We start from the raw sequence: 23231 nt of genomic DNA on the forward strand, positions 1-23231 counted from the left end.
GGAGTGTGGGGCCGCTGTGGGTGGGGTGTGCCGGCGCCCGCCGACAGGCTCGTCCCATGACGCAGACGACCTCTCCCAGCCTCATCGACGTCCACGACATGGTCGTGGTGCACCGCGCCTTCCGCCGCGAGTTCCGGCTCCTGCCCGGCCTGGTGCGCGCCGTGCCCGCCGGCGACACCGCCCGCGCCGCCGTCCTCACCGCCCACCTGCGGCTGTGCCTCGACGGGCTGCACCTCCACCACACCGGCGAGGACGCGATGCTGTGGCCGCCGCTGCTGGAGCGGGCCACGCCCTCGGCCGAGGTCGTCCACCGGATGGAGGCCGACCACGAGCGGGTGCACGAGCGCCTCGAGGTCCTCCGCGCGGCGCTCGGCCGCTGGGAGGCCGAGGCCCGGCCGGCCGTCACCGAGGAGGTCGCCGCCGGGGTCGAGGCCCTGGCCGCGGCGGTCCTGCCGCACCTGGACGACGAGGAGCGCGAGATCCTCCCGCTGGCCGCCCGGCACCTGTCCGAGGCCGAGTGGGAGGCCGTCGGGCAGCACGGCATGGCGCACATGCAGCGCTCGCAGCTGCCGATCATGTTCGGGATGGTGCTGGAGGAGTGCGACGCCGAGGAGCGCGCCCGGATGCTGGGTGTCCTGCCGCCGCCGATCCGCCTCCTCGCCCGGACGCTGTTCGCCTGGCAGTACCGGCGCTACGTCCGGCGGGTCCGCGGCTGAGCCGGCCGGTCGATCCGCGCCGCCAGCGCCGGGACGTCGGCCGGCCGCAGCGTCCGCCCCCGGCGCCAGGCGGCGTCGAAGGCCTCCTCGCCCAGCGCCTCCCGGACGACGGGCAGCCAGCCCCGCGCCGCCTCCAGGTCCGGCGGGAACGACACCGCCACCGACGCCGCCTCGGCGGTGGCCGAGCCGGCCGCGAACAGCTCGGCGGCCAGCTCGTGCCGACCGCCCTGGGCGGCGCAGACCGCGAGCGAGGGCAGCGTGTAGGCCAGCGTCCACGTCGTCTCGACCGCGGCCGCCAGGTCGGCGGCCTCGGCCAGCGGGTCGAGCGCGCCGGCCGGGTCCCCGGCGGCCAGCGCGAGGCTCGCCTGCATGTTGAGGACGACGGCGAGGGTGAACGGGGCGCCCAGCGAGCGGGCGTCCCGTTCCGCCGCGTCCAGCACCGCCCCGCTCGCGGCGAGGTCCCCGGCGCGGAACAGCAGCTGTGCCCGCGCGATGCCGCTGTGCGCCCGGGCCCACTCGTGGCCGATCGCCGCGGCGAGCGCCTCGCTCTCGTCGAGCCGGGCCGCGGCCCGGTCCAGGTCCCCGACGAAGACCTCCGCCATCGGCGCCAGCAGCAGCGCCTGGACCCGGCGGTCGTCGCACCCGGCGGCCCGGCCGGCCTCGGCGGCCACCTCGGCGTCCCGCGCCGTCCCCAGCACGTCGCCGGTCGCGTAGCGCAGCCCGGCCAGGGCGAGGTGCAGCGCCGACCGGGCCCTGTCGTCGAGCCGGTCGCCTCCCGCGGCGGCGACCCGCTCCAGCCAGCCGAGGCCCTCGACGGCGTTGCCGCGCAGCGCCCAGTACAGCCAGGTGTCGGCGCCGAGCTCGGCGGCCGCGGCGAGCCTTCCGGTGGCGATCAGCCGGGCGAAGGCGCCGGCGAGGTTGCCGTGCTCGCGCTCGAGGACGTCGAGCCACTCGGCCTGGTCGGCGCCCAGCAGGGCGGTGCGGACCCGCTCGCCGAGCCGCAGGCAGAGGTCGGCGGCGCGGTCGGCCACCTCGTCGTCCTCTCCGGCCGCGCTCAGCCGGGCGGCGGCGTACTGCCGCACCGGCTCGAGCAGCCGGTAGCGGGCGCCGGCGTCCGGGACGGGCACCACTAGCGACTGCTCGACGAGCGCGGATAGGACGGGCAGCACGTCGCCGTCACCGGCCACCTCCTGCGCCGCGTCGAGGGAGAAGCTGCCGGCGAAGACCGACAGCCGGCGCAGCAGCCGCTGCTCGGCGTCGGTGAGCAGGTCGTGGCTCCAGTCCAGCGTGGCCCGCACCGTGCGCTGCCGTTCCGGGAGGTCACGGGAGCCCGGTGTGCCGAGGGCGGTGTCGAGGCGGGCCAGCAGCGCGTCGGGCGGGAGGAAGCGGGCGTGCGCGGCGGCCAGCTCCAGGGCCAGCGGCAGCCCGTCGAGGCGGCGGCAGATCGCGGCGACGTCGGCCGCGGTCCGCTCGGTCAACGGCACCGGGCGACCGGCGGCCTGCGCCCGGTCGAGGAAGACCCGCGCGGCGGGCGAGGCGGCGACCGCGGCGACCGCCGGTCCGGTGGGGAGGGGCAGCGGTTCCAGCGGCCGCTCGACCTCCGCACGTACCCGCAGCGCGGCCCGGCTGGTGGCCAGCACCACCAGCCCGGGGCAGCGGGCGAGCAGCTCGGCGACGTCGGCCGCGGCGGCCAGCACGTGCTCGAGGTTGTCGAGGACCAGGAGCAGCCGGCGGCCGCCGAGCACGGTGGCCAGCGCGTCGAGCGCGGGACCGGTGGGCTGCTGGCCGCCGACGGCCCGGGCGATGGTCGGCAGCACCAGCCCCGCCTCGCGCACCGGTGCGAGCTCCACGAGGACGACGCCGTCGGGGAGGTCGGGGGCCAGCGTGTGCGCGACGTCGAGGGCGAGGCTCGTCTTGCCGACGCCGCCGGGCCCGGTGAGCGTCAGCAGCCGGGTGCCGCCGTCGCGGAGCAGGTCGACGACCTCGGCGCGTTCGGTCTCGCGGCCGACCAGGGCGACCGGGGGGCGGGGGAGAGGCGCCGCGGGCGCGTCCTCCACCGGCCGGACGGCCCCGCTCAGAGCCGCCCGCGCCGCCTCGTCGAGGGCCAGCGCGTCGGCCAGCGCCCGGACGGTGTGCGGGTAGGGCCGCCGGCGCTCGCCCCGCTCCAGCGCGCCGATCGCCTTGGCGGTGAGCCCGGCGCGGTCGGCGAGCTCCTCCTGGGTGAGCGCCGCGGCCTCGCGCAGCCGGCGCAGCCGCTCGGCGAAGGGGCCCGGTCCGCTCACGGCGGCTCCAGCTGGTCGCTCGCGAGCACCACGAGGAGGGTCCGCGGCCCGTGCACGCCCTCGACGCGCTGCAGCTCGATGTCGCTGGTCGCCGACGGGCCGCTGATCATCGTGAGCGGGCGCAGCGGGTCGAGCCGGGCCAGGGCCTCGGGGACCCCGCCGACGACCTGGTCGGCGGTCACCACGCAGACCAGGACGTCGGGCAGCAGCGACAGCGCCCGTCGTCCGCACACCGGGGAGGCGTCCAGCACCAGCGTGCCGGTCTCGGCGATGGCGGCGGTGACGCCGGTGAGCGTGGCGGCGAAGGCCGTGAGCCCGACGGCGGGGCGGCCGTCGTCCTCGACCGCGCCCGCCGGCCGCCACGCCTGGGGGACCCCGGGGGCGACGACGACGTCGCCGGAGACGTCGGCCAGGGCCGCCGCGACGGTCTCGCCGATCGCGTCCGGCGTGCAGCGCAGCACGGTGGCGCGGTAGTCCTCGATGCGGTCGGTGAGGACGTCGAGCAGCTCGGGCAGCGGCCGGTCGTCGGTGGTGCGGTAGCCGCGGGTCACCTCGGGGAGGGGGCCCCGGTCGCCGAGGGCGGTGCGGATCCGGCCGAGGACCTCGTCCCGGGCGCTCATCGGCCGTGCTCCCGGGCCCAGGCCTGGGTGAAGGTCTCCCGCGGCGGCGTGGGGAGGTCACGGGTCCGCGTCCAGGCGCTCGCCGGCGGGGGCAGGGTGGCGGGCAGGGTCGGCCGGCCGCGGGCGAGGAACCGGCCGAGGCCGGCGGCCCGCTGGGCGAGGCGCCACAGCCGCGGGTGCGCCATGACCCGCGCCAACCCGCGGAACGCGAGCGCCTCGGCGGTGGGCCGCTCCTGCGCCTCGACGTGCTCGGCGCGCAGGTGCACGAGGATCGAGGGGATGTCGATCGCCACCGGGCAGACGTCGTAGCAGGCGCCGCACAGCGACGACGCGTACGGGAGCGAGGCGTTGTCCTCCACCCCGGTGAGCTGGGGGCTCAGCACCGCGCCGATGGGGCCGGGGTACACCGACCCGTACGCGTGGCCGCCGGTGCGCTCGTAGACCGGGCAGACGTTGAGGCAGGCCGAGCAGCGGATGCAGTGCAGCGCCTCGCGGCCGTCCTCGTCGGCCAGCACCGCCGTCCGCCCGTTGTCCAGCAGCACCAGGTGGAACTCCTGCGGCCCGTCGCCGGGGGTCACGCCGGCCCACAGCGAGGTGTAGGGGTTCATCCGCTCGCCGGTCGAGCTGCGGGGGAGCAGCTGGAGGAAGACCTCGAGGTCGCGCCAGGTCGGCACCAGCTTCTCGATGCCCATGACGGTGATCAGCGTCTGCGGCAGGGTCAGGCACATCCGGCCGTTGCCCTCGCTCTCCACCACCGCGAGGGTGCCGGTCTCGGCGACGGCGAAGTTGGCCCCGCTGATCGCGACGCGGGCGCGGAGGAACCGCTGGCGCAGGTGCTCCCGGGCGGCCATGGCGAGCCGGCGCGGCTCGTCGGTGAGGTCTGGGTCGACGCCGGGAATGGCGCGGGCGAAGATCTCGCGGATCTCGGCCCGGTTCTTGTGGATCGCCGGCACGAGGATGTGGCTGGGCTTGTCCTCGCCCAGCTGCACGATGAGCTCGGCCAGGTCGGTCTCCAGCGCCTCGATGCCGGCGGCCTCCAGCGCCTCGTTGAGGCCGATCTCCTGGGTGGCCATCGACTTGACCTTGACCACCTCGTCGGCGCCGGTCGCCCGGACCAGCCGCGTCACGATCTCGTTGGCCTCGGTGGCGTCGCGCGCCCAGTGCACCGTGCCGCCGCGGGCGGTGACCTGGCGCTCGAGCTCCTCGAGGTGGTCGTCGAGGCGGGCCATGGTCGCGGCCTTGATCGCCCGGCCGGCCTCCCGCAGCTCCGCCCAGTCGGGCACCTCGGCGACGACGCCGGCGCGCTTGCCGCGGATCGTCGTCGTCGCGTGGCCCAGGTTGGCGCGCAGCTGCCCGTCGCGCAGCGCGTCGCGGGCGGCGTCGGGGAAGGAACGGTCGCCGCGCAGGTTGCCGACGCCGGGGGGAGCCGTGGGGATGCCGAGGAAGACGGCGGTCATGCGGCCTCCGTCGGGGTGGTGGGGCGGGTGGACTGCTCCGTCGAGGCCAGGATCTCGGCGAGGTGCACGGTGCGGGTGCCCGACCGCAGCCGGGAGAGACCGCCGCCGATGTGCATCAGGCAGGAGCTGTCGCCGGCGGAGCACACCTCGGCGTCGGTGCTCAGCACGTTCGCCAGCTTGTCCGTCAGCATCGCCGTCGAGGTGTCGGCGTTCTTGACCGCGAAGGTTCCGCCGAAGCCGCAGCAGGACTCCGCGCCCGGCAGCTCCACCAGCTCCAGGCCGCGGACCGCCCGCAGCAGTCGCAGCGGCCGGTCGCCGACCCGCAGAAGGCGCAGCGAGTGGCAGGTCGGGTGGTAGGTGACGCGGTGCGGGTAGTAGGCGCCGACGTCGGTCACGCCGAGGACGTCGACGAGGAACTGCGACAGCTCGTACGTGCGCCCGGCCAGCGCCTCGGCGTCGTCGGCGAGACCGTCCTCCCCGGCCCGGCGGGCGACCATCGCCTGCTGGTGGTGGATCGAGGCGACGCACGATCCGGACGGCGCCACGACCGCGTCGATGCCGCCGCCGGAGAACGCCCGCACGTGGTTGGCGACGATGGGCACCGCCTCGCGCCGGTAGCCGGTGTTGACGTGCATCTGCCCGCAGCAGGACTGCCCCGACGGGACGACGACCTCGTGGCCGAGCCGCTGCAGCAGCGTCGCCGTCGCGGTCGCCACCTGCGGGACCAGGGTGTCCACCAGGCAGGTCGCGAACAGGGCCACCCTCATGGGGACACCTCCCGCTCAGTCGGTCGGTCAGCGCATCATGCCGCCGGCGCGGCGACCTCCGCAGGGTCCCGCACGGTGAGGCGCGGCAGTAGCGGGTGGACCAGCGGGCCGACCAGCAGCGCGTAGGCGACGGTCGCCGGCCCCAGGGTGCCGCCCAGGGCCCAGCCGGTGAGCACGACGCCGACCTCGATGGAGGTCCGCACCCAGCGGACCGGCCATCCGGTGCGCGCGCAGATTCCGGTCATCAACCCGTCGCGTGGACCGGGGCCCAGACGCGCGCCGATGTACAGCGCGGTGCCCACCGCGTTGAGCCCGATGCCGGCGGCCGCGAAGGCGATCCGCCACGCCATGGCCGAGGGCTCGGGCAGGACGGCGAGGCCGGCGTCGACGACCACCCCGATGACGACGACGTTGCTCACCGTGCCGAGCCCGGGCCGCTGGCGCAGCGGCACCCAGGCCAGCAGCACCAGGACGCCGACGACGACGGTGACGGTGCCCAGCGACAGCGGCACCCGCTCCGCGAGGCCCTGGTGCAGGACGTCCCACGGCATGTTGCCCAGCGACGAGCGGATCAGCAGGGCCATCGAGACGCCGTAGGTGATCAGGCCGAGGTACAGGTTCGCCAGCCGGCGGGGGAGCCTGGCGGGGAGGGGGCGGAGCGGCACCCGTCCACCCTGCGGTATCCACGGCGCGCCCCGGCCAGGCCACCGGGGCGGAAGTGGCATCGACCGGTGTCACGCGAGGGGCCGGTCAGTCCAGCCAGCGGACCGGGTCGGCGAGCACGTCGGCGAGGGCGCGCAGGGCGGCGCCGGTGGCCGCGGGTGCCGCGTCGGGCGCGGCGGCCTCGAGCCGCGGCCTGCGCCACCGTGCCGACAGCACCCGCGCGGCCAGCCCGTCCTCCAGCCCCGGCCCCAGTTCGGCGGCGAGCCCGCCCAGGTGCCCGCCGAGGACGACGGTCGGGATGTCCAGCACGTTGAGGACACCGGCCAGCGCGATCGCCAGCGCCCGTCGTGCCCCGTCGAGCGCGGCCCGGGCGGACGGGTCCCCGGTGGCGGCGTTGTCGAGCAACTGGCCCGGCGAGGCGTCGCGCGGGAGGCCCGCGGCGGCCAGGAGGGCGTGCCGGCCGGCGTACTGCTCCAGGCACCCGGTGGACCCGCACCGGCAGGGCGGCCCGTCGGGGTCGACGCACACGTGCCCGACCTCGCCGGCCCATCCGGCGCTGCCGCGCATCACCCGCCCGTCGAGGACGACCGCCCCGCCGACGCCGATCTGCCCGGAGACGTAGAGGAAGTCGGGATGGGGCCCGGGGCGGCCGGGAGCGGTCTCGGCGACGGTGCGCGCGGCGAGGTCGGCCTCGTTCCCGAGCACCGGGTCGAGACCGTCGGGCAGGTGCGGCGCGAGGACGTCGGCCGGGCGCAGGTCGTGCCAGCCCAGGTTCGGCGCGCGGAGCAGCACCCCGCGGTCGGCGTCGACGATCCCGGGCAGCGCCAGGCCCGCGCCGGCCAGGCGCACCCGGCCCGCGAGGTCGCGCAGCACATCGGCGGCCAGCCGGCCCAGGCGCTCCAGCGTCGGCCCCGGGTCGCTGCCCACCCAGTCGCCGTCCACCAGCCGCTCGGCGACCACCCGGCCCCGGAGGTCCAGCACGCGGGCGGCGAGCAGGCCGGCGTCGACCTGCAGCCCGAGCGCGGCCACCCGCCCGCCCGGCAGCAGCGGGGTGCCCGGCCGCCCCCGGCGCGGGAGCGGGTCCCGCTCGCCCTCGACGAGGAGACCACCGGCGACGAGCCCGTCGACCAGCCGGGCGGCGGTCGCGCGGGTCATGCCGGTGCGGGCGGCCACGTCGGCGCGCGACGGCGGCGCGTCGGCCGCGCAGACGGTCCGGAGGACGAGGCCGAGGTTGCTGGCGCGCAGCGTCGACTGGCGCGCGCCGAGCTGCACCGCCTCGCCGTCCGCCATGCCGCCAGGCTAGTGGGCCCATCGGTTTTGTTCTATGGTGCGACAAAACCGCATCACCCGAGGGGACCACCGATGAGCGCGACGCAGCCCACCCGCGAGGACAAGTTCACGTTCGGCCTCTGGACCGTGGGCTGGCAGGCCCGCGACCCGTTCGGCGACGCCACGCGGGAGGCGGTCGACCCGGTCGAGTCGGTGCACCGGCTGGCGGAGATGGGCGCGTACGGCGTGACGTTCCACGACGACGACCTGATCCCGTTCGGCAGCGACGACGCCGGCCGCGAGCAGCACGTCAAGCGGTTCCGGGCGGCGCTGGAGGAGACCGGCCTGGTCGTGCCGATGGTGACCACCAACCTGTTCACCCACCCGGTGTTCAAGGAGGGCGCGCTCACCGCCAACGACCGCGACGTCCGCCGGTACGCGCTGCGCAAGGTCATGCGGAACATGGACCTGGCCGCGGAGCTCGGCGCGCAGACGTACGTGCTGTGGGGCGGCCGCGAGGGCACCGAGGTCGACGTCGCCAAGGACCTGGGCGCGGCGCTGGACCGCTACCGCGAGGGCATCGACACCCTCGCCCAGTACTCGATCGACCGCGGCTACGGTCTGCGCTTCGCCCTCGAGCCCAAGCCCAACGAGCCGCGCGGCGACATCTTCCTGCCCACCATCGGGCACGCGCTGGGCTTCATCTCCACCTTGCAGCACGCCGACCTGGTGGGGCTCAACCCCGAGGTCGGGCACGAGCAGATGGCCAACCTCAACTACACGCACGGCATCGCGCAGGCGCTGTGGCAGGGCAAGCTCTTCCACCTCGACCTCAACGGCCAGCACGGGCCGAAGTTCGACCAGGACCTCGTGTTCGGCCACGGCGACCTGCTGAGCGCGTTCGCCACCGTCGACCTGCTCGAGAACGGCTTCCCCTCCGGCGGCCCGCGCTACGAGGGCCCGCGGCACTTCGACTACAAGCCGCTGCGCACCGAGGACATGGACGGCGTCTGGCGCTCGGCCGCGGCCAACATGCGCACCTACCTGCTGCTCAAGGAGCGCGCGCTCGCCTTCCGCGCGGACCCGGAGGTGCAGGAGGCGCTGGCCGCCGCCCGCGTGCCCGAGCTCGCGCGGCCGACCCTCGGCGAGGGCGAGACGTACGAGCAGCTGCTGGCCGACCGGTCGGCGTTCGAGGAGTTCGACGTCGAGGCCGCCGCGGCGCGCGGTGCCGGCGCGGTCCGGCTCTCGCAGCTCGCGGTCGAGCACGCCCTCGGCGCCCGCTGACCCGGTGGCGCTCGTCGCGGGGGTCGACACGTCGACCCAGGCCTGCAAGGTCGTGGTCCGGGACGCCGGCACGGGCCGCCTGGTCCGCGAGGGCCGCGCCCCGCACCCCGACGGCACCGAGGTCGACCCCGCGGCCTGGGCGGCGGCGCTGGACGTCGCCGTCGCCCGGGCCGGCGGGCTGGACGACGTCGCCGCGGTCGCCGTGGGCGGCCAGCAGCACGGCATGGTCTGCCTGGACGCCGACGGCGCGGTGGTGCGCCCGGCGCTGCTGTGGAACGACACCCGCTCCGCGGGTGCGGCCACCGACCTGATCGAGGAGCTCGGCGGGGGCGAGGCGGGCCGGCGGGCGTGGGCCGAGGCCGTCGGGCTGGTGCCGGTCGCGTCGTTCACCGTCACCAAGCTGCGCTGGCTGGCCGAGCACGAGCCGGCGAACGCCGAACGGACCGCCGCCGTCTGCCTGCCGCACGACTGGCTGTCGTGGGTGCTCGCCGGGGAGCCGGGTCTCGGGGCGCTGGTGACCGACCGCGGCGACGCCAGCGGCACCGGGTACTGGTCGGCGGCGACGGGGGAGTACCGGCCCGACCTGCTGCAGCGCGCTCTCGGCAGCACACCCGTCGTCCCGCGGGTCCTGGGCCCGGCCGAGGCCGCCGGGTCCACACCCTCCGGCGCGGTCCTCGGTCCCGGCACCGGGGACAACGCGGCCGCAGCCCTGGGCCTGGCCGCGGAGCCGGGTGACGTCGTCGTCTCGATCGGGACGTCGGGCGTGGTCTCCATGGTGTCCTCGACGCCGGTCGCCGACCCCTCGGGCACGGTGGCCGGGTTCGCCGACGCTACGGGCCACTTCCTGCCGCTGATCGCCACGCTCAACGCCGCCCGGGTGCTGGACGCGACCGCCCGGCTGGTCGGCGTCGACCACGACGAGCTGTCCCGGTTGGCGCTGTCGGCGCCGGCCGGCGCGGGCGGGCTGGTGCTGGTGCCGTACCTGGAGGGCGAGCGCACGCCGGACCGGCCGGCGTCGACCGGTGCGCTGCACGGGCTCACCCTCGGCACCGCGGAGCCGGCGCACCTGGCGCGGGCCGCGGTCGAGGGCCTGCTGTGCGGGCTGGCCGACGGCCTGGACGCCGTGGCCGCGGGCGGGACACCGGTCCGCCGGGTCCTGCTGGTCGGCGGCGGGGCCCGGTCGGCCGCGGTGCGGGCCCTCGCGCCGGCGGTTCTCGGGGTACCGGTGCTGGTGCCGCCGCCGGGGGAGTACGTCGCCGACGGCGCCGCGCGGCAGGCTGCGTGGGTGCTCGCCGGTGGGGACACCCCGCCCGAGTGGCCGCTGCCCGGCACGGAGGTGCACGAGGCCGATCCGCAGCCCGGCGTCCGCGCCCGCTACGCCGAGGCCCGCGACCTGACGCTCAGCAGAGTCTGAAACGGAGTCGCTCGAGAGCGGTTTCCGCACTCGAGCGACTCCGCTCAGCCGATCGGGAACAGCCCCCAGCTCCCGCTGACGGACTCGCCGGGGGCCAGCCGCAGCACGGCCTCGCCGGTGACGAAGGCGTTCGGCGGGCAGGTCATCGGCTCGACCGCCACGCCGCGGCGGCGTCCGTCCCCGGGGATCGTGTCGCCGGTGAACAGCTGCAGGTAGCCGTAGGTGCCGTCCATCCAGACGCCGGCGCCGGTGCCGTCGGGTCGGGTCAGCCGCACGACCGCCCGTCCGTCGGCGCCGCGCTCCAGGTCGGTGAAGCAGTCGTCCAGCCGCAGGTCGCCCAGCCGCCGCCCGCGCCGCAGGTCGGCGGGGGTGCCGGCCACCGGCTCCCGGCCGGTCGGGATCAGCCGCTCGTCGGTCGTCAGCCGGGTGGCGGCGGGGCTGACGAGCGTGCAGTCGTCGACGTGCAGGTCGGCCCCGGCGGCGAGGTAGGGGTGGTGACCCTCGCCGTAGGGCAGCGGGACGTCGCCCTCGTTCGTCGCCGTCGGCGTGATCCGCAGGCCCTCGCCCGTCAGCTCGTAGGCGATCCGCAGGCGCAGCGCGAACGGGTAGCCCGGTTGGGGGTGCAGCAGGTACCCGAGCTCCAGGCGGTCGGGACCGCGGTCGAGGACCGTCCAGGGCACGTGGTTCACCAGCCCGTGGATGGCGGTGGCCCGGTCGGGCTCGGTGAGGGCCAGCTGGTGCTCGACGCCGTCCCACGACCAGCGGCCGTCGGCGATGCGGTTCGGCCACGGGGCGAGCACCTCCCCGCGGCTGTAGCGGGGGATCTCGGTCTCGGCGTAGCCGTCGAGCAGCTCCCGGCCCGCGTGCCGGTAGGACCGCAGCCCCGCACCCACCTCGACCACCGTCACCTCGGCGGGGCCGGAGGTCAGGACGAACTGCTCACCGGTCGGGCGGACGGGCACACGGGCTCCTCGGGGGACGGCGCGGGGGACCCGGGGATCCTCCCTCAGCGGCCCTGGCGGGACCGGTAGCGCTCCGCCCGCCTGGCCGCGGCCTCCCGCCGGCGCTGCGAGGCGACCACCTCACGCTCGGCGGACAACCGGTCGCGGCCGGCCTGCGCGCTGCCGATCGGGTAGCCGGCCTTGCGGACCCGGTTCTCCACCGTCTCGGTCATGTACGCCAGCGAGAACGCCATCCCGAGGATGACGCCGATCAGCGACATGCCCAGCCGCAGCCCGAGCGGACCGGGGACGAAGACCACGATCAGCAGGACCGGCACCGCCAGCTGCACCAGCGTCCGGGCGGCGTGCCGCAGCACCCACGTGCCCGTGGTGACGTCGAACAGGACCCAGCTGCTGTGCCGCGCGGGGAGGCCGGTGCCGAGGGCGTAGCCCAGCCAGCGCAGCGGGTTCGGCCGCACGACCGGCTCGGCGGGCACCGGCGCCTCGGCGGGCCGGGTCACGAGGCCACCTCGGGCAGCGGGCGGGCGAGGGCGTCCACGGCGGCGGCGTTGACGCGGGTCAGCGCCCGCTGCAGCGCGAGCAGGTCCTCGACCGGCAGCCCCAGGGAGGCGACGATCCCGGCCGGGATCCGCTCGGCCCGCTCGCGCAGCGCCCGTCCGGTGTCGGTGAGGGCGATGGCCAGGTTCCGCTCGTCGCGGGGGTCCCGGTCCCGGCGCACGTAGCCGGCCGCCTCCAGCCGCTTGACCAGCGGGGAGAGCGTCCCGGGGTCCAGCTGCAGCAGCCGGCTCAGGTCCTTGAGCGCCAGGGGCCCGTGCTGCCACAGCGCCAGCATCACGAGGTACTGCGGGTGGGTGAGGCCCATCGGCTCGAGCCACGGGCGGTAGACCGAGACCACGGTCCGCGCCGCGACCGAGAGCGCGAAGCACACCTGCCGCTCCAGGGCCAGGGGGTCGTCGGCGGGCCCGGGACCCGGTGTCGACGTCATGCCACCGACGGTACGCCCTCCGTTGGTGCCCCAACCGTTGGTGCCCCTGTGATCCCGGTCCCGACAGGGCCGGTCCGATACTGACGCGGTGACCCCCCAGCTCTCCGCCGTCGTCCTGCCCGACCGGCACCCGGTGTCCACCTTCCTGGACGACGTCCGTGCCGCCGAGGCCGCCGGCGTCCGCACCGTGTGGACCTACGACCACCTCTCCTGGCCCCTGCTGCGGCAGAACCCCTGGTACGGCGCGGTGCCGCTGCTGGCCGCGGCGGCCGCCACCACGGAGCGGGTGCGGCTGGGCACGCTGGTCGCCTCGCCGAACTTCCGCCACCCGGTACCGTTCGCCAAGGAGCTGATGACGCTCGACCAGCTCTCCGGCGGCCGGCTCGAGCTGGGTGTCGGCGTCGGCACCGAGGGCCCGGACGCCCGGGTGCTCGGCGAGCCACCGCGCAGCCGCGCGGAGCGGACGGCCCGGTTCGCCGACTGGCTCGACCTGCTGGACCGGCTGCTGCGCGAACCGGTGACGACCGCTGCGGCGGGGGAGTACGCCGCCGTCGACGCCCACCAGATCCCCGGCTGCGTGCAGTCGCCGCGGGTGCCGTTCACGGTCGCGGCGACCGGCCCGCGGGCGCTGCGGCTGGCCGCGCGGTACGGCTCCGGCTGGGTCACCTACGGCCCCTTCGGGCCCGACGTCCCCGCGGAGGAGTGGCTGGCCGCGGTCGCCGCGCAGAGCCGGCGGCTGACCGCGACGCTCGCCGAGGAGGGGCGCACGGCGTCGGCGCTGCGACGCGTCGTCCTCGTCGGGGTCGAGGTGACCTGGCCGTTCGAGAGCGCCGAGCGCTACCGGGACACGGTGGGCCGGCTGGCCGAGGCCGGCATCGACGAGGTCGCCGTGCACTGGCCGCGCCCGGACGACGGCCGCGGCGTGCCCGCCGACCGCCTCGCGACGGTGGTGGAGACCCACACCCCGTGACCGGCCGCTTCCCCCGCTCGGTCTCCGGAGTGGGCGCCGAGCCCGACCCGCGTGCCAGTCTGGCGAACGAGCGCACCTTCCTCGCCTGGATCCGCACCGCCCTGGCGCTGGCGGCCGGCGGCGTGGCGCTCGAGGCCCTGGACCTCCCGGTCGCCGGGGGGCTCCGGCTGTCCGCCGCGGTGCTCCTCACCACCCTGGGCGCGGGGACGCCGGTGCTCGCCTGGTTCCGCTGGGCGGCGGTCGAGCGGGCGCTGCGGCTGCGGCAGCCGTTGCCGGCGTCCCTGCTGGGCCCGGTGGTGGCGGTCGGCGTCTCCGTCTCCGGGCTCCCTGGTGCTGATCGGCCTGGCGACGGCGTGACGGCGCCGGGCCGCCCGGTGCCCGCGCTGGAGGCGGCGGCGCAGGCGGAGCGCACCGCGCTGGCCTGGCAGCGGACGGCGCTGGGCGCAGCCGCCGGCGCGGTGGTCGCCGCCCGGCTCGCGGCGCCGTCGGGCGGGCCGGTCGCCGCCGTGCTCCTGGCCGCCGGCGGAGCGGTCGGCGCGCTGCTCTGGCGGGTCGCCCGGCGGCGCTACCGCGACGCGACCGGTGCGCTGGCCGCGGCCGACGGGGGCGGGGTCCCCGGGCCGGGACTCCCGGCGGCGCTGCTCGCCGGGTTCGTGGCGCTCGTCGGCCTGGCCGGGTTGCTGTACGTCGCTCTCGGTTGACGACCGGCCGACTCCGGAACACGACCGCCCCGAACCCTCCCGGAAGGGGCCGCGCGCGCGTAGCGTCGGCCGGGTGAGCGCGCCCCGGCACCTCGGCTCCCCGACCGGCCTGCGGCCGGGGGACCACGCCTGCTGGACGTACGCCGACCCCGCCGAGCTCGCGGCCGCGGTGCTGCCCTACCTCGACGAGGGACGACGTCGCGGCGAGCAGCTGCTGCTGGTCGGGGAGTCCCGGGCGGTGCTGGTCGAGGCGCTCGCCGGGCTGCCCGACCGGGACCGGCTGCTGGAGAGCGGCCAGCTCGAGGTGCGGACGACGGCGGAGGGCTACGCCACCGACACCGCGTTCTCGCCGGCCGAGCAGGTGGAGCACTACCGCGAGCTCACCCGGGCGGCCGTGGACCGCGGGCGCACCGGTCTGCGGGTCGCCGCGGACGTGAGCCCGCTGGCGCGCCAGGACCTGCACCACCTGTACGCCTACGAGCAGGCGGCCGACGTCCTCATGGGCGAGGTGCCCATGACGGCGCTGTGCCTGTACGACGCCTCGCTCGGCGTCGACGTCCTCGGTCCGGTCGTCGTCCTGCACCCGGACCAGCACCACGGGAGGCGTCCGCCGCTCGCCCACCTCTCCGGCCGCGGTCGCTCACTGGCCCTCCGGGGCGAGGTGGACCTCACCGAGGCCGCGCACGTGGCCCGGGCGCTGCTCGACGTGGCCGGTTCCCGTCCGGGCGTCCTGGACCTCGACCTGACCGACCTGACCTTCCTCGACGTCGCCGGTGCCCGGGCCCTGGCCCGCACGGTGGCGGAGCTGGCCGGGCGCGGGGTGGTCGTGCGGCTGGTCGGGGCGCAGCGGTCGCCGGCCCGGTGCCTGGCCCTGTTCGGACTGAACGCCGAGCCGGCGTGAGCAGGGTCCGGCCGACCGGCGCCTGGGACGGCACCCGGCTCGCGCACGAGGGCTTCGTGTTCGGCACCGACCACGAGCTGGTCCACCGGGTCGTCCCCTTCGTCCTGGAGGGGTTCTCCCGCGGTGAGCCGGTGCTGGTCGTGGCCGGTGAGCGGGTGCGCAGCCTGCTGGCCGCCCACCTGGGCGCCGACCTCGGCCGGCTCGACGTCTTCGCCGCCGCGGAGACCTGGTGGCGGGGCGGGCACGGCACGCTGGAGGCCTACGACACCGACCTCCGGGCGCTGCGCGCGTCGGCGGCGAGCTGGCGGCTGGCGGCCGAGCCGGTGTGGCTCGCCGAGGACCAGGGTCGGGAGTGGAGCCGCTTCGAGGCGGTGGCCAACCGCTGCTACGACGACATGCCGTACTACAGCCTCTGCCTGCACGACCGGCGCCGGCTCCCGGAGCCGGTCCTGGACGCCGTGGCCCGGACCCACCCGCTGACCTGGGGGGCCGGGGCCCCGGTCGAGCAGGCCGGCTACGAGGACCCGGTGGCCTTCCTCCGGTCGGCCCAGCCGGCGTGGGGGCCCCGCCCGGCGGACGCCGCGGTGCACCTGGTGACCAGCCCGTGGGAGGCCCGCCGCACCATCTGCGCGGCGGTGCCCGACGACCGGCGGGCACGGGTCGGCGACGTCGTCCTCGCCGGTCACGAGGTCGTGCAGAACGCGCTCGCGGTGGCCGCGTTCGCCGAGCTGGCGACCTGGACCGACGGCGACACCTTCGTCGTGGAGGTGGCCGACTCCGGCCCCGGCCTCGCCGACGAGACGCTCGGCTACGTCCCGCCCGGCCCGGGCGACGGGCCGCACGGGATGTGGCTGGCCTGGAGGCTGGCCGACGACGCCGCCCTCGTCACCGGCCCGTCGGGCACGACGGTCCGGCTGTTCTTCGGCCCCTGAGCCCGCGTGCTGTCGGGACTGCCGGCATGGGGTAGGCAGGACACGGCAGCAGCGTGCCCCGCTCGGGGCCGGACAGGAGGTGGCCGGTGGACCGGGAGCAGTGGAGCCGTGTGGTGGAGGCCGCGACGCGCGCGCCGTCGATCCACAACACGCAGCCGTGGTCGTTCACCGTGGCCGGGGACCGCCTCGACGTCCGCACCGACCCCTCGCGGGCGCTGCACGCCCTCGACCGCAGCGGTCGCCAGCGGGTGATCAGCTGCGGCGTCGCGGTGGAGTTCGCGCTCGTCGCGCTGCGCGCCGCCGGCGCCGAGGTGGCGGTCGAGCTGCTGCCCGACCCGGCCGACGGCGACCTCCTGGCCACGATGACCGTCACCGGGTCCGCCGACCCCACCGACGAGGACCGGGCCCTGGGCGCGGCGATCGCCAGCCGGCACACCGAGCGGGCGCCGTTCCGGCCGGAGGCGGTGCCGGCCGAGGTGCTCGACGACCTGCAGCGTGCGGCGGCCACCTTCTCCGTGTGGCTGAAGCCGGTCAGCGGGACCGACGAGGAGGTCGCGACCGCCTTCCTCGTCTCCCGGGCCGAGGAGATGGAGCAGGGCGAGCCGGACTACGTGGCCGAGCTCCAGCAGTGGCTGCGCACCGACCCGGCCGCGGTCGACGGGATCCCGGTGGCCGCCGTCCCCGAGGACGACCCGGCGGCCCGTCCCTCGAACTGGCTGGTCCGCGACTTCGTCGTCGGCTCCCGGCCGGCCGGCCGGTCCCCGTTCCACAACCCGGCCGACCCCGACGCGCCGCCGCCGGAGGTCGAGCGGCCGGCCGTCGTGCTGATGGGCACCGACAACGACGACACCATGGCCTGGCTCACCGCCGGGCGGGCGCTGGGCCAGGTGCTGCTGCGGGCCACCGTCGCGGGGCTCGCCGCCTCGCCGCTCACCCAGGCGCTGGACTGGCCGGCCACCCGCGCGCAGCTGCGCGGCCGGCTGTCCCTGATCGGGCACCCGCAGATGCTGCTGCGGCTGGGCTACCCGAGCAGCGACCGCACGCCGTCGACCAACCGCCGTCCCGTCGCCGAGGTGCTCACCTTCAGCGGATGAGGGGGTCGACGCCGTCGACCGTGCCGGCGGTGGAGAGGACTGCGAGGCGGGCGAACAGCTCCTCGGCGTACCAGCCCTCCGTCGCGGTCCGGGTGACGACGGCGGCGTGCGGCGCCCGGTCGTAGGCGAAGGCGTTGAGCGCCGCGCCGGACTCCCAGACGCTGAAGGTCCCCTGGAGCCCGAGCGGGGCCTCGCCGATGCCCAGCGCCATCCGAAGACCGGGGGAGCGGTGCAGGTCGGCCGAGACCGGGGGCACCGCGGACCAGAAGCGCACCGCCTTGCGGGTCACCAGCCGGGCCCGGGTGACCGCGGCGACGGGCCCGTCCCACCGGGTGGGCGTCGGCCGGCCGAACGGCTCGCGGCGGGACCACAGACCGCGGGCGGTGAGCGGCCGCAGCCGGGCCGACCACTCCTCGTCGGCGAACCGCCGCCAGCCGTCGACCACGGGGACGGAGGCCGCCGCCGCCTCGTCGTCCCACACCGCGAGCAGGCCCCAGCGCCGCGGGTCGGCGTCGCGCACCGTGAAGCTGCGCCCGCTGCCGGTACCCAGGAGCTTGGCGAACCGCAGGCCGGGGGCGCGGCGGATCCGCGGCCGGTCGGCGGCCATGTGCGCCAGCGCCCGGGGGACGCCCGCGCCGGAGACGCCCCACAGGTGCAGGGTGACGAGGAGCCCGCCGGGCGCTGACGTGCTCAGGGGTCGCAGCTCACGAGGGCCTCGCGCAGCTCGTAGCTCTCGATGCCGTCGTTCCAGGTCATCGTCGGCGGCTGGACCAGGCGGAGGCCGGGCAGCGCGAAGAGCCGGTCGAGGAAGACCCGGCTCTCGTGCATGGCCACCTGAGCCCCCGGGCAGCGGTGGCTGCCGTCGCCGAAGCTCATGTAGGCGCCCACCATCCGGACCCGCTCCGCGCGGTCGGGGTCGAGGGCGAAGGGGCAGTCGCCGACGGTGGCCTCGTCGACGTTGGCGTCGCGGATGCTCAGCGCCAGCACCTCGCCCTTCGACGCCGCGCCGAGGGGGAGCTCGACGTCCTCGGTGGCCTTGCGGTGCAGCATCGCGGCGACCGGCTCGATGCGGAGGATCTCCTCGAGGACCGCCAGCTGGTCCGCCTCGTCCCCGGCGACGAACCGGGCGCGCAGCGCGTCGTCGTCGAACAGGTGCCACGCCGCCATCACGATGAACTCGCGGGTGGTGACCATGCCGGCCACGGCGTAGGTCATGCACTCCACGAGGATCTGCTGGATCGAGTACTCCTCGTCCAGCAGGTGCGAGATGACGTCCTCGCGGCGCTCCGTGCGCCGGGCACGGACGGCGGGCAGGACGTCGCGGACGAGGAAGTTCACCGCGTGCGCCGCGACGACGCCCTGCACGAGGGTCCGCCGCAGGCCGGTGTACTCGCCCAGCCGGGTACCGAGCAGGCTCCGCTTGATCCGCTTCGCCATGCCCTGCTGGTCGCTGTCGGTCAGGCCGACGATCTCGGCCGCGACGGCCACGGTCATCCGGAAGCTCACCGCGTCCAGCGCCCCGCCCCCGGCCGCCCGCAGCTCCGCCATGAGCTCGTCGGCGGTCCGCTCCATGACGGCGCGGTGCCGGGTCGCGATCACCTTCGGCGTGAAGTAGCGGGCGATCGCGGTGCGCCGGCGGCGGTGCGTCTCGCCCTCGAGGAAGAACACCGAGCTCTGCGTGAGGTCGTTGCGGGCCTCGTCGAAGCCCGCACCGGCCTGGCGCATCGCGGAGCTGCGCAGCACCGCGCGGGCCTGCTCGAACGAGCGGACGACCGTCGCCCCCGGCTGCGGCCGGACGTTGGCCGCGGCCAGGGACGCGGACTTGCGGTCGTCACGCCCGCCGTGGACCGGGCAGCCCGTCGCCTGCTCCGTGGTCATCGCGGGCTCAGAGCGGGTCGACCGAGTCGGCCTGCATCCCCCGCTGGCCGCGACTGGCCTCGAACTCGACGCGCTGGCCCTCCTGCAGCTCGCGGTAGCCGCCGCGGTCGGGGATCGCGGAGAAGTGCACGAACACGTCGTCGCCGCCGTCGTCGGGGGTGATGAACCCGAAGCCCTTCTCGGCGTTGAACCAGTTCACCGTGCCCTGGCCGCGGTTGCCGCCCCCGCCGCCGCTGCGCCGCGCGGGCCGCTCGTCGCGACCGCCGCGTGCGGGGCCGCCCCGCTCGGGACGCCCGCCCCGGCCGCCGCCCCCGCCGCCGACCACCTGGACGGCGTCGGCCTGCATGCCTCGCTGGCCGCGGACCGGCTCGTACTCGACCCGCTGGCCCTCCTCGAGGGAGCGGAAGCCGCCGGAGTCGATGGCGGAGAAGTGCACGAAGACGTCGTCGCCGCCGTCGTCGGGGGCGATGAAGCCGAAGCCCTTGTCGGCGTCGAAGCGCGCCACGGTGCCCTGCACCCGGCCGCCCCCGCCGTAGCCGCCGCGGCCGCCGCCCTGCTGGCCGCCCCGCTCGGGGCGTCCGCCGCGGGACCCGCCACCTCCGCCGCCGACGACGCGCACGCCCTCGGCCTGCATGCCGCGCTGGCCCCGGACGGCGTCGAACTCGACGCGCTGGCCCTCCTGCAGCTCGCGGTAGCCGGCCTCGTCGATCGCCGAGTAGTGCACGAAGACGTCGTCGCCGCCGTCGTCGGGCTCGATGAACCCGAAGCCCTTCTCGGCGTTGAACCGGGCCACGGTGCCCTGCGACCGGCCGCCGGCGCTCCGGCCGGGACCACGCTCGTCGCGCCCGCCGCGGTCGTTGCGGTCACGGCGCTCGCCGCCGCGCTCCTGGCGGCCGCCGCCACCGCCCCCGCCGCCGAGCGAGCGGACCCGGTCGGCCTGCGGGCCGCGCTGGCCCTGGCTGGCCTCGTACTCCACCCGCTCGCCCTCGTCGAGGCTGCGGAAGCCGCCCGACGCCTCGATGGCCGAGAAGTGGACGAACACGTCGTCCCCACCGTCCTCGGGCGCGATGAACCCGAAGCCCTTCTCGGCGTTGAACCACGTGACCGTGCCCTGCGGCATCCCTGCGCTCCTGCTCTCCGACTGACCTCACGGGTGTCCTACCCCGGCCCGCGGCCGGGTGCACCCGGGAACGACGGTGCCAGGTCGGTGCAACCCCGTCGACGGCGGGCCCGTCCTCAGCCGGTCGGGCGGGTCCGGACGAGGTTCATCGCGACCATGGACAGCACCACCGTCCCGGCGCCGTCGACCAGCTGGATGCGGGTGCGCAGCAGCCCCCGGTTGGGCTTGCTGCGGGAGACACGGGCCTCGGTGACGGTGGTGCGCAGCGTCAGCTCGTCGCCGGGGCGCACCGGCGCCAGCCAGCGCAGCTCGTCCACCCCGGGCGAGCCCAGGCTGGAGACCGGCGACAGGTACTCGGTGGCGAGCAGGCGCATCATCAGCGCGCAGGTGTGCCAGCCGCTGGCGATCAGGCCGCCGAACGGGCTCGCCGCCGCGGCCTCGGCGTCGACGTGGAAGGGCTGCGGGTCGAACCGTCGACCGAAGTCGACGACGTCGTCCTCGGCGACCGTGAGAGGGCCGTACTCGCCCGTCGTCCCGACCGGGTAGTCCTCGAACCAGCGCTCGCTCACCCGGCCGACGCTAGCCCGCCGGGCAGACTCGGGCCGTGCCGCACCACAAGCCGCTGCCCGACGTGGTGGCACCGGGCCTCGACGTGCTGTTCTGCGGGATCAACCCGTCGCTGCGCTCGGCCGAGGTGGGTCACCACTTCGCCCGGCCCGGGAACCGGTTCTGGCCGGCGATCCACCTCGCGGGGCTGACCCCGCGCCGGCTCAGCCCGGACGAGGACGGCGAGCTGCTCCGCTACGGGCTGGGGTCGACCAACATCGTGGACCGCCCGACTCGCACCGCGGCCGAGCTGTCGACCGAGGAGCTGCGGGCGGGGCTGGGTGCGCTCGCCGACCTGGTGGGCGAGTACCGGCCGCGGGTCCTCGCCGTCCTCGGTGTCACCGCCTGGCGGCTGGCGACCGGCCGCCCGAGGGCGTCGCTCGGCCGCCAGCCCCAGCCGCTCGGCGGGGCCGACACCTGGGTGGTGCCGAACCCGAGCGGGCTCAACGCCCACCACCAGCTGCCCGACCTCGCCCGCTGGTACGCGGCTCTGCGGGGCTAGCCCCTCGCGGCGGCGATCGCCTCGGCGAGCCGGCGCACGCCCTCGTCGACCACGTCGGCGGTCACGCCCGAGTAGGCGAGCCGGAAGGCGTTCTCGCCGCCCTCGAGGAGGAAGTCCGTGCCCGGCACGATCGTCACCCCGCGGGCCGTGGCCTCGCGCACGATCGCCGCGACGTCGTGGCCCTCGTCCTCCGGCAGGCTGACCCACAGGAAGTAGCCGCCCTCGGGACGGCGGAACGTCGCCTGCGGCAGGTGCCGGCGCAGCGCCTCGTCGAGGACGCCGACCCGCTCGGCCAGCGCCGTCTTCACGCGCTCCAGCGCCGCGGGGAACCGGTCGCCGGTCACGTACTGGTAGACGGTGCCCTGGGCGACCATGTTCGGCGCGATGTAGGTGTTGGTCGCCCGCACGCGGATGCGGTCGATGACCTCGGGCGGGCCGACCAGGTACCCGACGCGGATGCCCGGGCAGACGGTCTTGGAGAACGAGCAGGCGTAGACGACCCGCCGGCTGTCGGCGCCGCCGTCGAGCTCGAGCATCCGCGGCAGCGGCTCGCCGGTGAAGCGGACGTCGACGTACGGGTCGTCCTCGAACAGCAGGAAGTCGTACTCGTGGGCCAGGGCCAGCAGCCGCTCCCGCTTGGCCAGCGACAGCGTGTACCCGGCCGGGTTCTGGAAGTTCGGGATGACGTGCGCGAGCGCCGGGCGCAGGCCGCCGGCCAGGAGGGCCTCGACCTCGTCGACGTCGATGCCGTCCTCCTGCAGCGTCACCAGGTGCACCTCGCCGCCCCGCTGGCGCAGGCCGAGCAGGGTGCGGTCGTAGGTGGGCCGCTCGGTGATCACGGCGGTGCCCGGCTTCACGTACTCGTCGAAGAGGAACGCATCGGCCTGCATCGAGCCGTTGGTGACCAGCACGTGGTCCTCGGGCACCTGGTGCTTCTGGGCGATCCAGCGGCGCAGCGGCACGTAGCCGATCGCCGTGCCGTAGCCGGTGACGCCCGCGGGGTCGTTGTCGAAGGCGGCGACGGCGGCCTGCTTGAGGCCCTCGACGTCCACGATGTCGGTGGAGGGGGCGCCCCGCGCGAAGGAGATCGCCGCGGGCGGCGTCGGGCGCTGCGTCTGGCCGGTGTCGGAGTCGGTCGGCGAGTGCGTCACACCGGTGATCCTGCCGTGCGCGCGGCGGGCGCGTCCTCCGGGTTCCGGGGAGGCGGGGCGGCGGGCCTCGGGGGCTGCGAGCCGACCAGCACCCCGGCGACGACGAGCACGCCGCAGGCCAGCTCGATCGGCGGGGTCGCCTCGCCGAACAGCAGCCACGCCGAGCTCGTCCCGACCACCGGCACCAGCATCGAGAAGGGCGCGACCACGCCCGAGGGGTGCCGGCTCATCAGCGCCGTCCAGATGCCGGAGCCGCCGATGGTGGCGACGACGACGGTGAACGCCAGGCCGGCGAGGGCGAGCAGGCCCTCGCGGGAACCCAGCCCGGTCAGCGAGTCCCCGACACGGCCCGGACCCTCGACGAGCAGCGCGACCGCGAGCATCGGCAGCGGCGGGACGGTCGTCATCCAGAGCATCAGCCGGAACGGCCGGGCCGGGCGGGCCTGCCGGTTGCACAGGTTGCCCAGCGCCCAGCCGAGGCCGCCGCAGAGCGTGAGGAGGACCGGCAGCAGCGTCGCCCCGCCGTCCAGCCCTGCGCGGTGGACGGCGATGCCGCCCAGGCCGGCCACCGCGACGGCGATGCCGGCGAGCCGGCGGGCGCTCAGCCGCTCGTGCAGCAGGAGCCCGGCGAGGACGACGGTGAACGGCGCCGAGGACTGCAGCACGAGCGAGGCGAGGCCGGTCGGCATGCCGACGTCCATGGCGGCGTAGAGGAAGACGAACTGCAGCACGCCGAAGCCGACGCCGTAGCCGATCAGCCAGCGCAGCGGCACCTCGGGACGGGGCACGAGCAGCACGGTCGGGACGGCGATGACGGCGAACCGTAGGGCGACGAGGAAGAAGGGCGGGAAGTGCTCCAGCGACAGGTGGATCGCCGGGAAGTTCAGCCCCCAGACGACGGCCACGAGCAGCGCGAGGAGACGGTCGCGGATCGGCACGGGTCGAGCGTGCGAGCCC

At 76.4% G+C, this 23231-nt stretch carries 24 protein-coding genes and 3 pseudogenes; 9 read left to right on the forward strand and 18 right to left on the reverse strand.

Annotated features, from left to right (window positions below):
* The first annotated feature begins 56 nt into the window (after positions 1 to 56).
* Positions 57 to 716 carry a hemerythrin domain-containing protein gene (locus tag DQ240_RS16440; protein WP_113840703.1) on the forward strand — a complete coding sequence of 220 codons (660 nt, stop codon included), beginning with the start codon at positions 57 to 59 and terminating at the stop codon, positions 714 to 716.
* On the opposite strand, the gene DQ240_RS16445 is transcribed toward DQ240_RS16440, so the two are convergent.
* The 6 genes from DQ240_RS16445 to DQ240_RS16470 all read right to left on the reverse strand — a co-directional run bounded on the left by DQ240_RS16445 (position 692) and on the right by DQ240_RS16470 (position 7795).
* Entirely contained in the window at positions 692 to 2998 is a 2307-nt protein-coding gene (locus DQ240_RS16445) for a helix-turn-helix domain-containing protein (protein ID WP_113840704.1), read from the reverse strand. The two genes, DQ240_RS16440 and DQ240_RS16445, sit on opposite strands and share 25 nt — an antisense overlap.
* Positions 2995 to 3618: an LUD domain-containing protein gene (locus tag DQ240_RS16450; RefSeq protein WP_113840705.1), complete on the reverse strand. Its 624-nt coding sequence runs from the start codon at positions 3616 to 3618 to the stop codon at positions 2995 to 2997. Before DQ240_RS16450 ends, DQ240_RS16445 begins: the two co-directional genes overlap by 4 nt.
* Entirely contained in the window at positions 3615 to 5075 is a 1461-nt protein-coding gene (locus tag DQ240_RS16455; protein ID WP_113840706.1) for a LutB/LldF family L-lactate oxidation iron-sulfur protein, read from the reverse strand. Before DQ240_RS16455 ends, DQ240_RS16450 begins: the two co-directional genes overlap by 4 nt.
* Positions 5072 to 5842, reverse strand: coding sequence for a (Fe-S)-binding protein (locus tag DQ240_RS16460; protein WP_113840707.1), 771 nt, complete (start codon positions 5840 to 5842; stop codon positions 5072 to 5074). The genes DQ240_RS16455 and DQ240_RS16460 overlap by 4 nt, the downstream gene beginning before the upstream one ends.
* A 35-nt stretch (positions 5843 to 5877) precedes the next feature.
* Positions 5878 to 6507, reverse strand: coding sequence for a YitT family protein (locus tag DQ240_RS16465; protein ID WP_113840708.1), 630 nt, complete (start codon positions 6505 to 6507; stop codon positions 5878 to 5880).
* 85 nt (positions 6508 to 6592) lie between these two features.
* The gene (locus DQ240_RS16470) at positions 6593 to 7795 is read right to left on the reverse strand and encodes an ROK family transcriptional regulator (protein WP_113840709.1); all 1203 of its coding nucleotides are present in this window, start codon (positions 7793 to 7795) and stop codon (positions 6593 to 6595) included.
* Between the two features lie 72 nt (positions 7796 to 7867).
* Between DQ240_RS16470 and xylA the strand changes: the two genes are divergently transcribed.
* Both xylA and DQ240_RS16480 read left to right on the forward strand, forming a co-directional pair.
* Positions 7868 to 9058 (forward strand): xylose isomerase, encoded by a 1191-nt coding sequence (gene xylA, locus DQ240_RS16475; RefSeq protein WP_113840710.1) that lies wholly within the window; start codon positions 7868 to 7870, stop codon positions 9056 to 9058.
* A gap of 4 nt (positions 9059 to 9062) precedes the next feature.
* Positions 9063 to 10472, forward strand: coding sequence for a xylulokinase (locus DQ240_RS16480; RefSeq protein WP_113840795.1), 1410 nt, complete (start codon positions 9063 to 9065; stop codon positions 10470 to 10472).
* Between the two features lie 44 nt (positions 10473 to 10516).
* Here DQ240_RS16480 and DQ240_RS16485 read toward each other — a convergent pair whose 3' ends face one another.
* The 3 genes from DQ240_RS16485 to DQ240_RS16495 are packed head-to-tail and all read right to left on the reverse strand — an operon-like array spanning position 10517 to position 12419.
* Entirely contained in the window at positions 10517 to 11434 is a 918-nt protein-coding gene (locus tag DQ240_RS16485) for an aldose 1-epimerase family protein (RefSeq protein ID WP_113840711.1), read from the reverse strand.
* A gap of 44 nt (positions 11435 to 11478) precedes the next feature.
* Positions 11479 to 11934 (reverse strand): DUF5313 family protein, encoded by a 456-nt coding sequence (locus DQ240_RS16490; RefSeq protein WP_113840712.1) that lies wholly within the window; start codon positions 11932 to 11934, stop codon positions 11479 to 11481.
* The gene (locus DQ240_RS16495) at positions 11931 to 12419 is read right to left on the reverse strand and encodes a MarR family winged helix-turn-helix transcriptional regulator (protein ID WP_113840713.1); all 489 of its coding nucleotides are present in this window, start codon (positions 12417 to 12419) and stop codon (positions 11931 to 11933) included. The genes DQ240_RS16490 and DQ240_RS16495 overlap by 4 nt, the downstream gene beginning before the upstream one ends.
* 88 nt (positions 12420 to 12507) lie before the next feature.
* Here DQ240_RS16495 and DQ240_RS16500 point away from each other — a divergent pair, with 88 nt between their 5' ends.
* The 5 genes from DQ240_RS16500 (at position 12508) to DQ240_RS16525 (ending at position 17017) form a co-directional block, all read left to right on the forward strand.
* Positions 12508 to 13389 carry an LLM class flavin-dependent oxidoreductase gene (locus DQ240_RS16500; protein WP_113840714.1) on the forward strand — a complete coding sequence of 294 codons (882 nt, stop codon included), beginning with the start codon at positions 12508 to 12510 and terminating at the stop codon, positions 13387 to 13389.
* Positions 13386 to 14090 (forward strand): YidH family protein, encoded by a 705-nt coding sequence (locus tag DQ240_RS23665; protein WP_199589353.1) that lies wholly within the window; start codon positions 13386 to 13388, stop codon positions 14088 to 14090. The genes DQ240_RS16500 and DQ240_RS23665 overlap by 4 nt, the downstream gene beginning before the upstream one ends.
* Positions 14091 to 14163: 73 nt before the next feature.
* Entirely contained in the window at positions 14164 to 14991 is an 828-nt protein-coding gene (locus DQ240_RS16515; protein WP_113840716.1) for an MEDS domain-containing protein, read from the forward strand.
* Complete coding sequence (locus DQ240_RS16520; protein ID WP_113840717.1) at positions 14988 to 15923, forward strand: MEDS domain-containing protein; 936 nt, start codon at positions 14988 to 14990, stop codon at positions 15921 to 15923. Before DQ240_RS16515 ends, DQ240_RS16520 begins: the two co-directional genes overlap by 4 nt.
* Before the next feature lie 86 nt (positions 15924 to 16009).
* The gene (locus DQ240_RS16525; protein ID WP_158548746.1) at positions 16010 to 17017 is read left to right on the forward strand and encodes a nitroreductase family protein; all 1008 of its coding nucleotides are present in this window, start codon (positions 16010 to 16012) and stop codon (positions 17015 to 17017) included.
* Here the strand turns inward: DQ240_RS16525 and DQ240_RS16530 are convergent.
* The 7 genes and pseudogenes from DQ240_RS16530 to DQ240_RS16545 form a co-directional block, all read right to left on the reverse strand.
* Positions 17007 to 17624, reverse strand: coding sequence for a monooxygenase (locus DQ240_RS16530; RefSeq protein WP_233498776.1), 618 nt, complete (start codon positions 17622 to 17624; stop codon positions 17007 to 17009). The two genes, DQ240_RS16525 and DQ240_RS16530, sit on opposite strands and share 11 nt — an antisense overlap.
* Before the next feature lie 83 nt (positions 17625 to 17707).
* The gene (locus DQ240_RS16535) at positions 17708 to 18895 is read right to left on the reverse strand and encodes a cytochrome P450 (protein WP_113840719.1); all 1188 of its coding nucleotides are present in this window, start codon (positions 18893 to 18895) and stop codon (positions 17708 to 17710) included.
* A gap of 7 nt (positions 18896 to 18902) precedes the next feature.
* Positions 18903 to 19094 (reverse strand): cold-shock protein, encoded by a 192-nt coding sequence (locus DQ240_RS24060; RefSeq protein ID WP_231502777.1) that lies wholly within the window; start codon positions 19092 to 19094, stop codon positions 18903 to 18905.
* Positions 19095 to 19217: 123 nt separating this feature from the next.
* A pseudogene (locus DQ240_RS24065) lies at positions 19218 to 19412 on the reverse strand (cold-shock protein); the annotation flags it as partial.
* A gap of 99 nt (positions 19413 to 19511) precedes the next feature.
* Positions 19512 to 19688: pseudogene (locus DQ240_RS23680) on the reverse strand (cold-shock protein); the annotation flags it as partial.
* A 123-nt stretch (positions 19689 to 19811) separates the two neighbouring features.
* Positions 19812 to 20015 (reverse strand): annotated as a pseudogene (locus DQ240_RS23685) (cold-shock protein); the annotation flags it as partial.
* A 116-nt stretch (positions 20016 to 20131) separates the two neighbouring features.
* Positions 20132 to 20584: a MaoC family dehydratase gene (locus DQ240_RS16545; RefSeq protein ID WP_113840721.1), complete on the reverse strand. Its 453-nt coding sequence runs from the start codon at positions 20582 to 20584 to the stop codon at positions 20132 to 20134.
* 35 nt (positions 20585 to 20619) lie between these two features.
* On the opposite strand from DQ240_RS16545, the gene mug reads away from it, so the two are divergent.
* Positions 20620 to 21123, forward strand: coding sequence for a G/U mismatch-specific DNA glycosylase (gene mug, locus DQ240_RS16550; RefSeq protein WP_113840722.1), 504 nt, complete (start codon positions 20620 to 20622; stop codon positions 21121 to 21123).
* On the opposite strand, the gene DQ240_RS16555 is transcribed toward mug, so the two are convergent.
* Together DQ240_RS16555 and DQ240_RS16560 are read right to left on the reverse strand one after the other, a co-directional pair.
* A complete protein-coding gene (locus DQ240_RS16555; protein WP_199589354.1) occupies positions 21120 to 22274 on the reverse strand; it encodes a PLP-dependent aminotransferase family protein in 1155 nt (384 codons plus the stop codon). The genes mug and DQ240_RS16555 overlap by 4 nt on opposite strands.
* Positions 22271 to 23212, reverse strand: a complete 942-nt coding sequence (locus DQ240_RS16560; RefSeq protein WP_113840723.1) for an EamA family transporter — start codon at positions 23210 to 23212, stop codon at positions 22271 to 22273. The genes DQ240_RS16555 and DQ240_RS16560 overlap by 4 nt, the downstream gene beginning before the upstream one ends.
* Between the last annotated feature and the right edge of the window lie 19 nt (positions 23213 to 23231).

It is taken from the genome of Blastococcus sp. TF02A-26, assembly GCF_003319125.1.
Classification (GTDB): domain Bacteria; phylum Actinomycetota; class Actinomycetes; order Mycobacteriales; family Geodermatophilaceae; genus Trujillonella.

Excerpts from the sequence above, each read along its gene's own strand:
- DQ240_RS16450 (WP_113840705.1), bottom strand. The coding sequence starts at position 3,618 with ATGAGCGCCCGGGACGAGGTCCTCGGCCGGATCCGCACCGCCCTCGGC.
- DQ240_RS16535 (WP_113840719.1), bottom strand. The coding sequence starts at position 18,895 with ATGACCACGGAGCAGGCGACGGGCTGCCCGGTCCACGGCGGGCGTGAC.
- DQ240_RS16455 (WP_113840706.1), bottom strand. The coding sequence starts at position 5,075 with ATGACCGCCGTCTTCCTCGGCATCCCCACGGCTCCCCCCGGCGTCGGC.
- DQ240_RS16495 (WP_113840713.1), bottom strand. The coding sequence starts at position 12,419 with ATGACGTCGACACCGGGTCCCGGGCCCGCCGACGACCCCCTGGCCCTG.
- DQ240_RS16530 (WP_233498776.1), bottom strand. The coding sequence starts at position 17,624 with ATGGCCGCCGACCGGCCGCGGATCCGCCGCGCCCCCGGCCTGCGGTTC.
- DQ240_RS16460 (WP_113840707.1), bottom strand. The coding sequence starts at position 5,842 with ATGAGGGTGGCCCTGTTCGCGACCTGCCTGGTGGACACCCTGGTCCCG.
- DQ240_RS16440 (WP_113840703.1), top strand. The coding sequence starts at position 57 with ATGACGCAGACGACCTCTCCCAGCCTCATCGACGTCCACGACATGGTC.
- xylA (WP_113840710.1), top strand. The coding sequence starts at position 7,868 with ATGAGCGCGACGCAGCCCACCCGCGAGGACAAGTTCACGTTCGGCCTC.
- DQ240_RS16470 (WP_113840709.1), bottom strand. The coding sequence starts at position 7,795 with ATGGCGGACGGCGAGGCGGTGCAGCTCGGCGCGCGCCAGTCGACGCTG.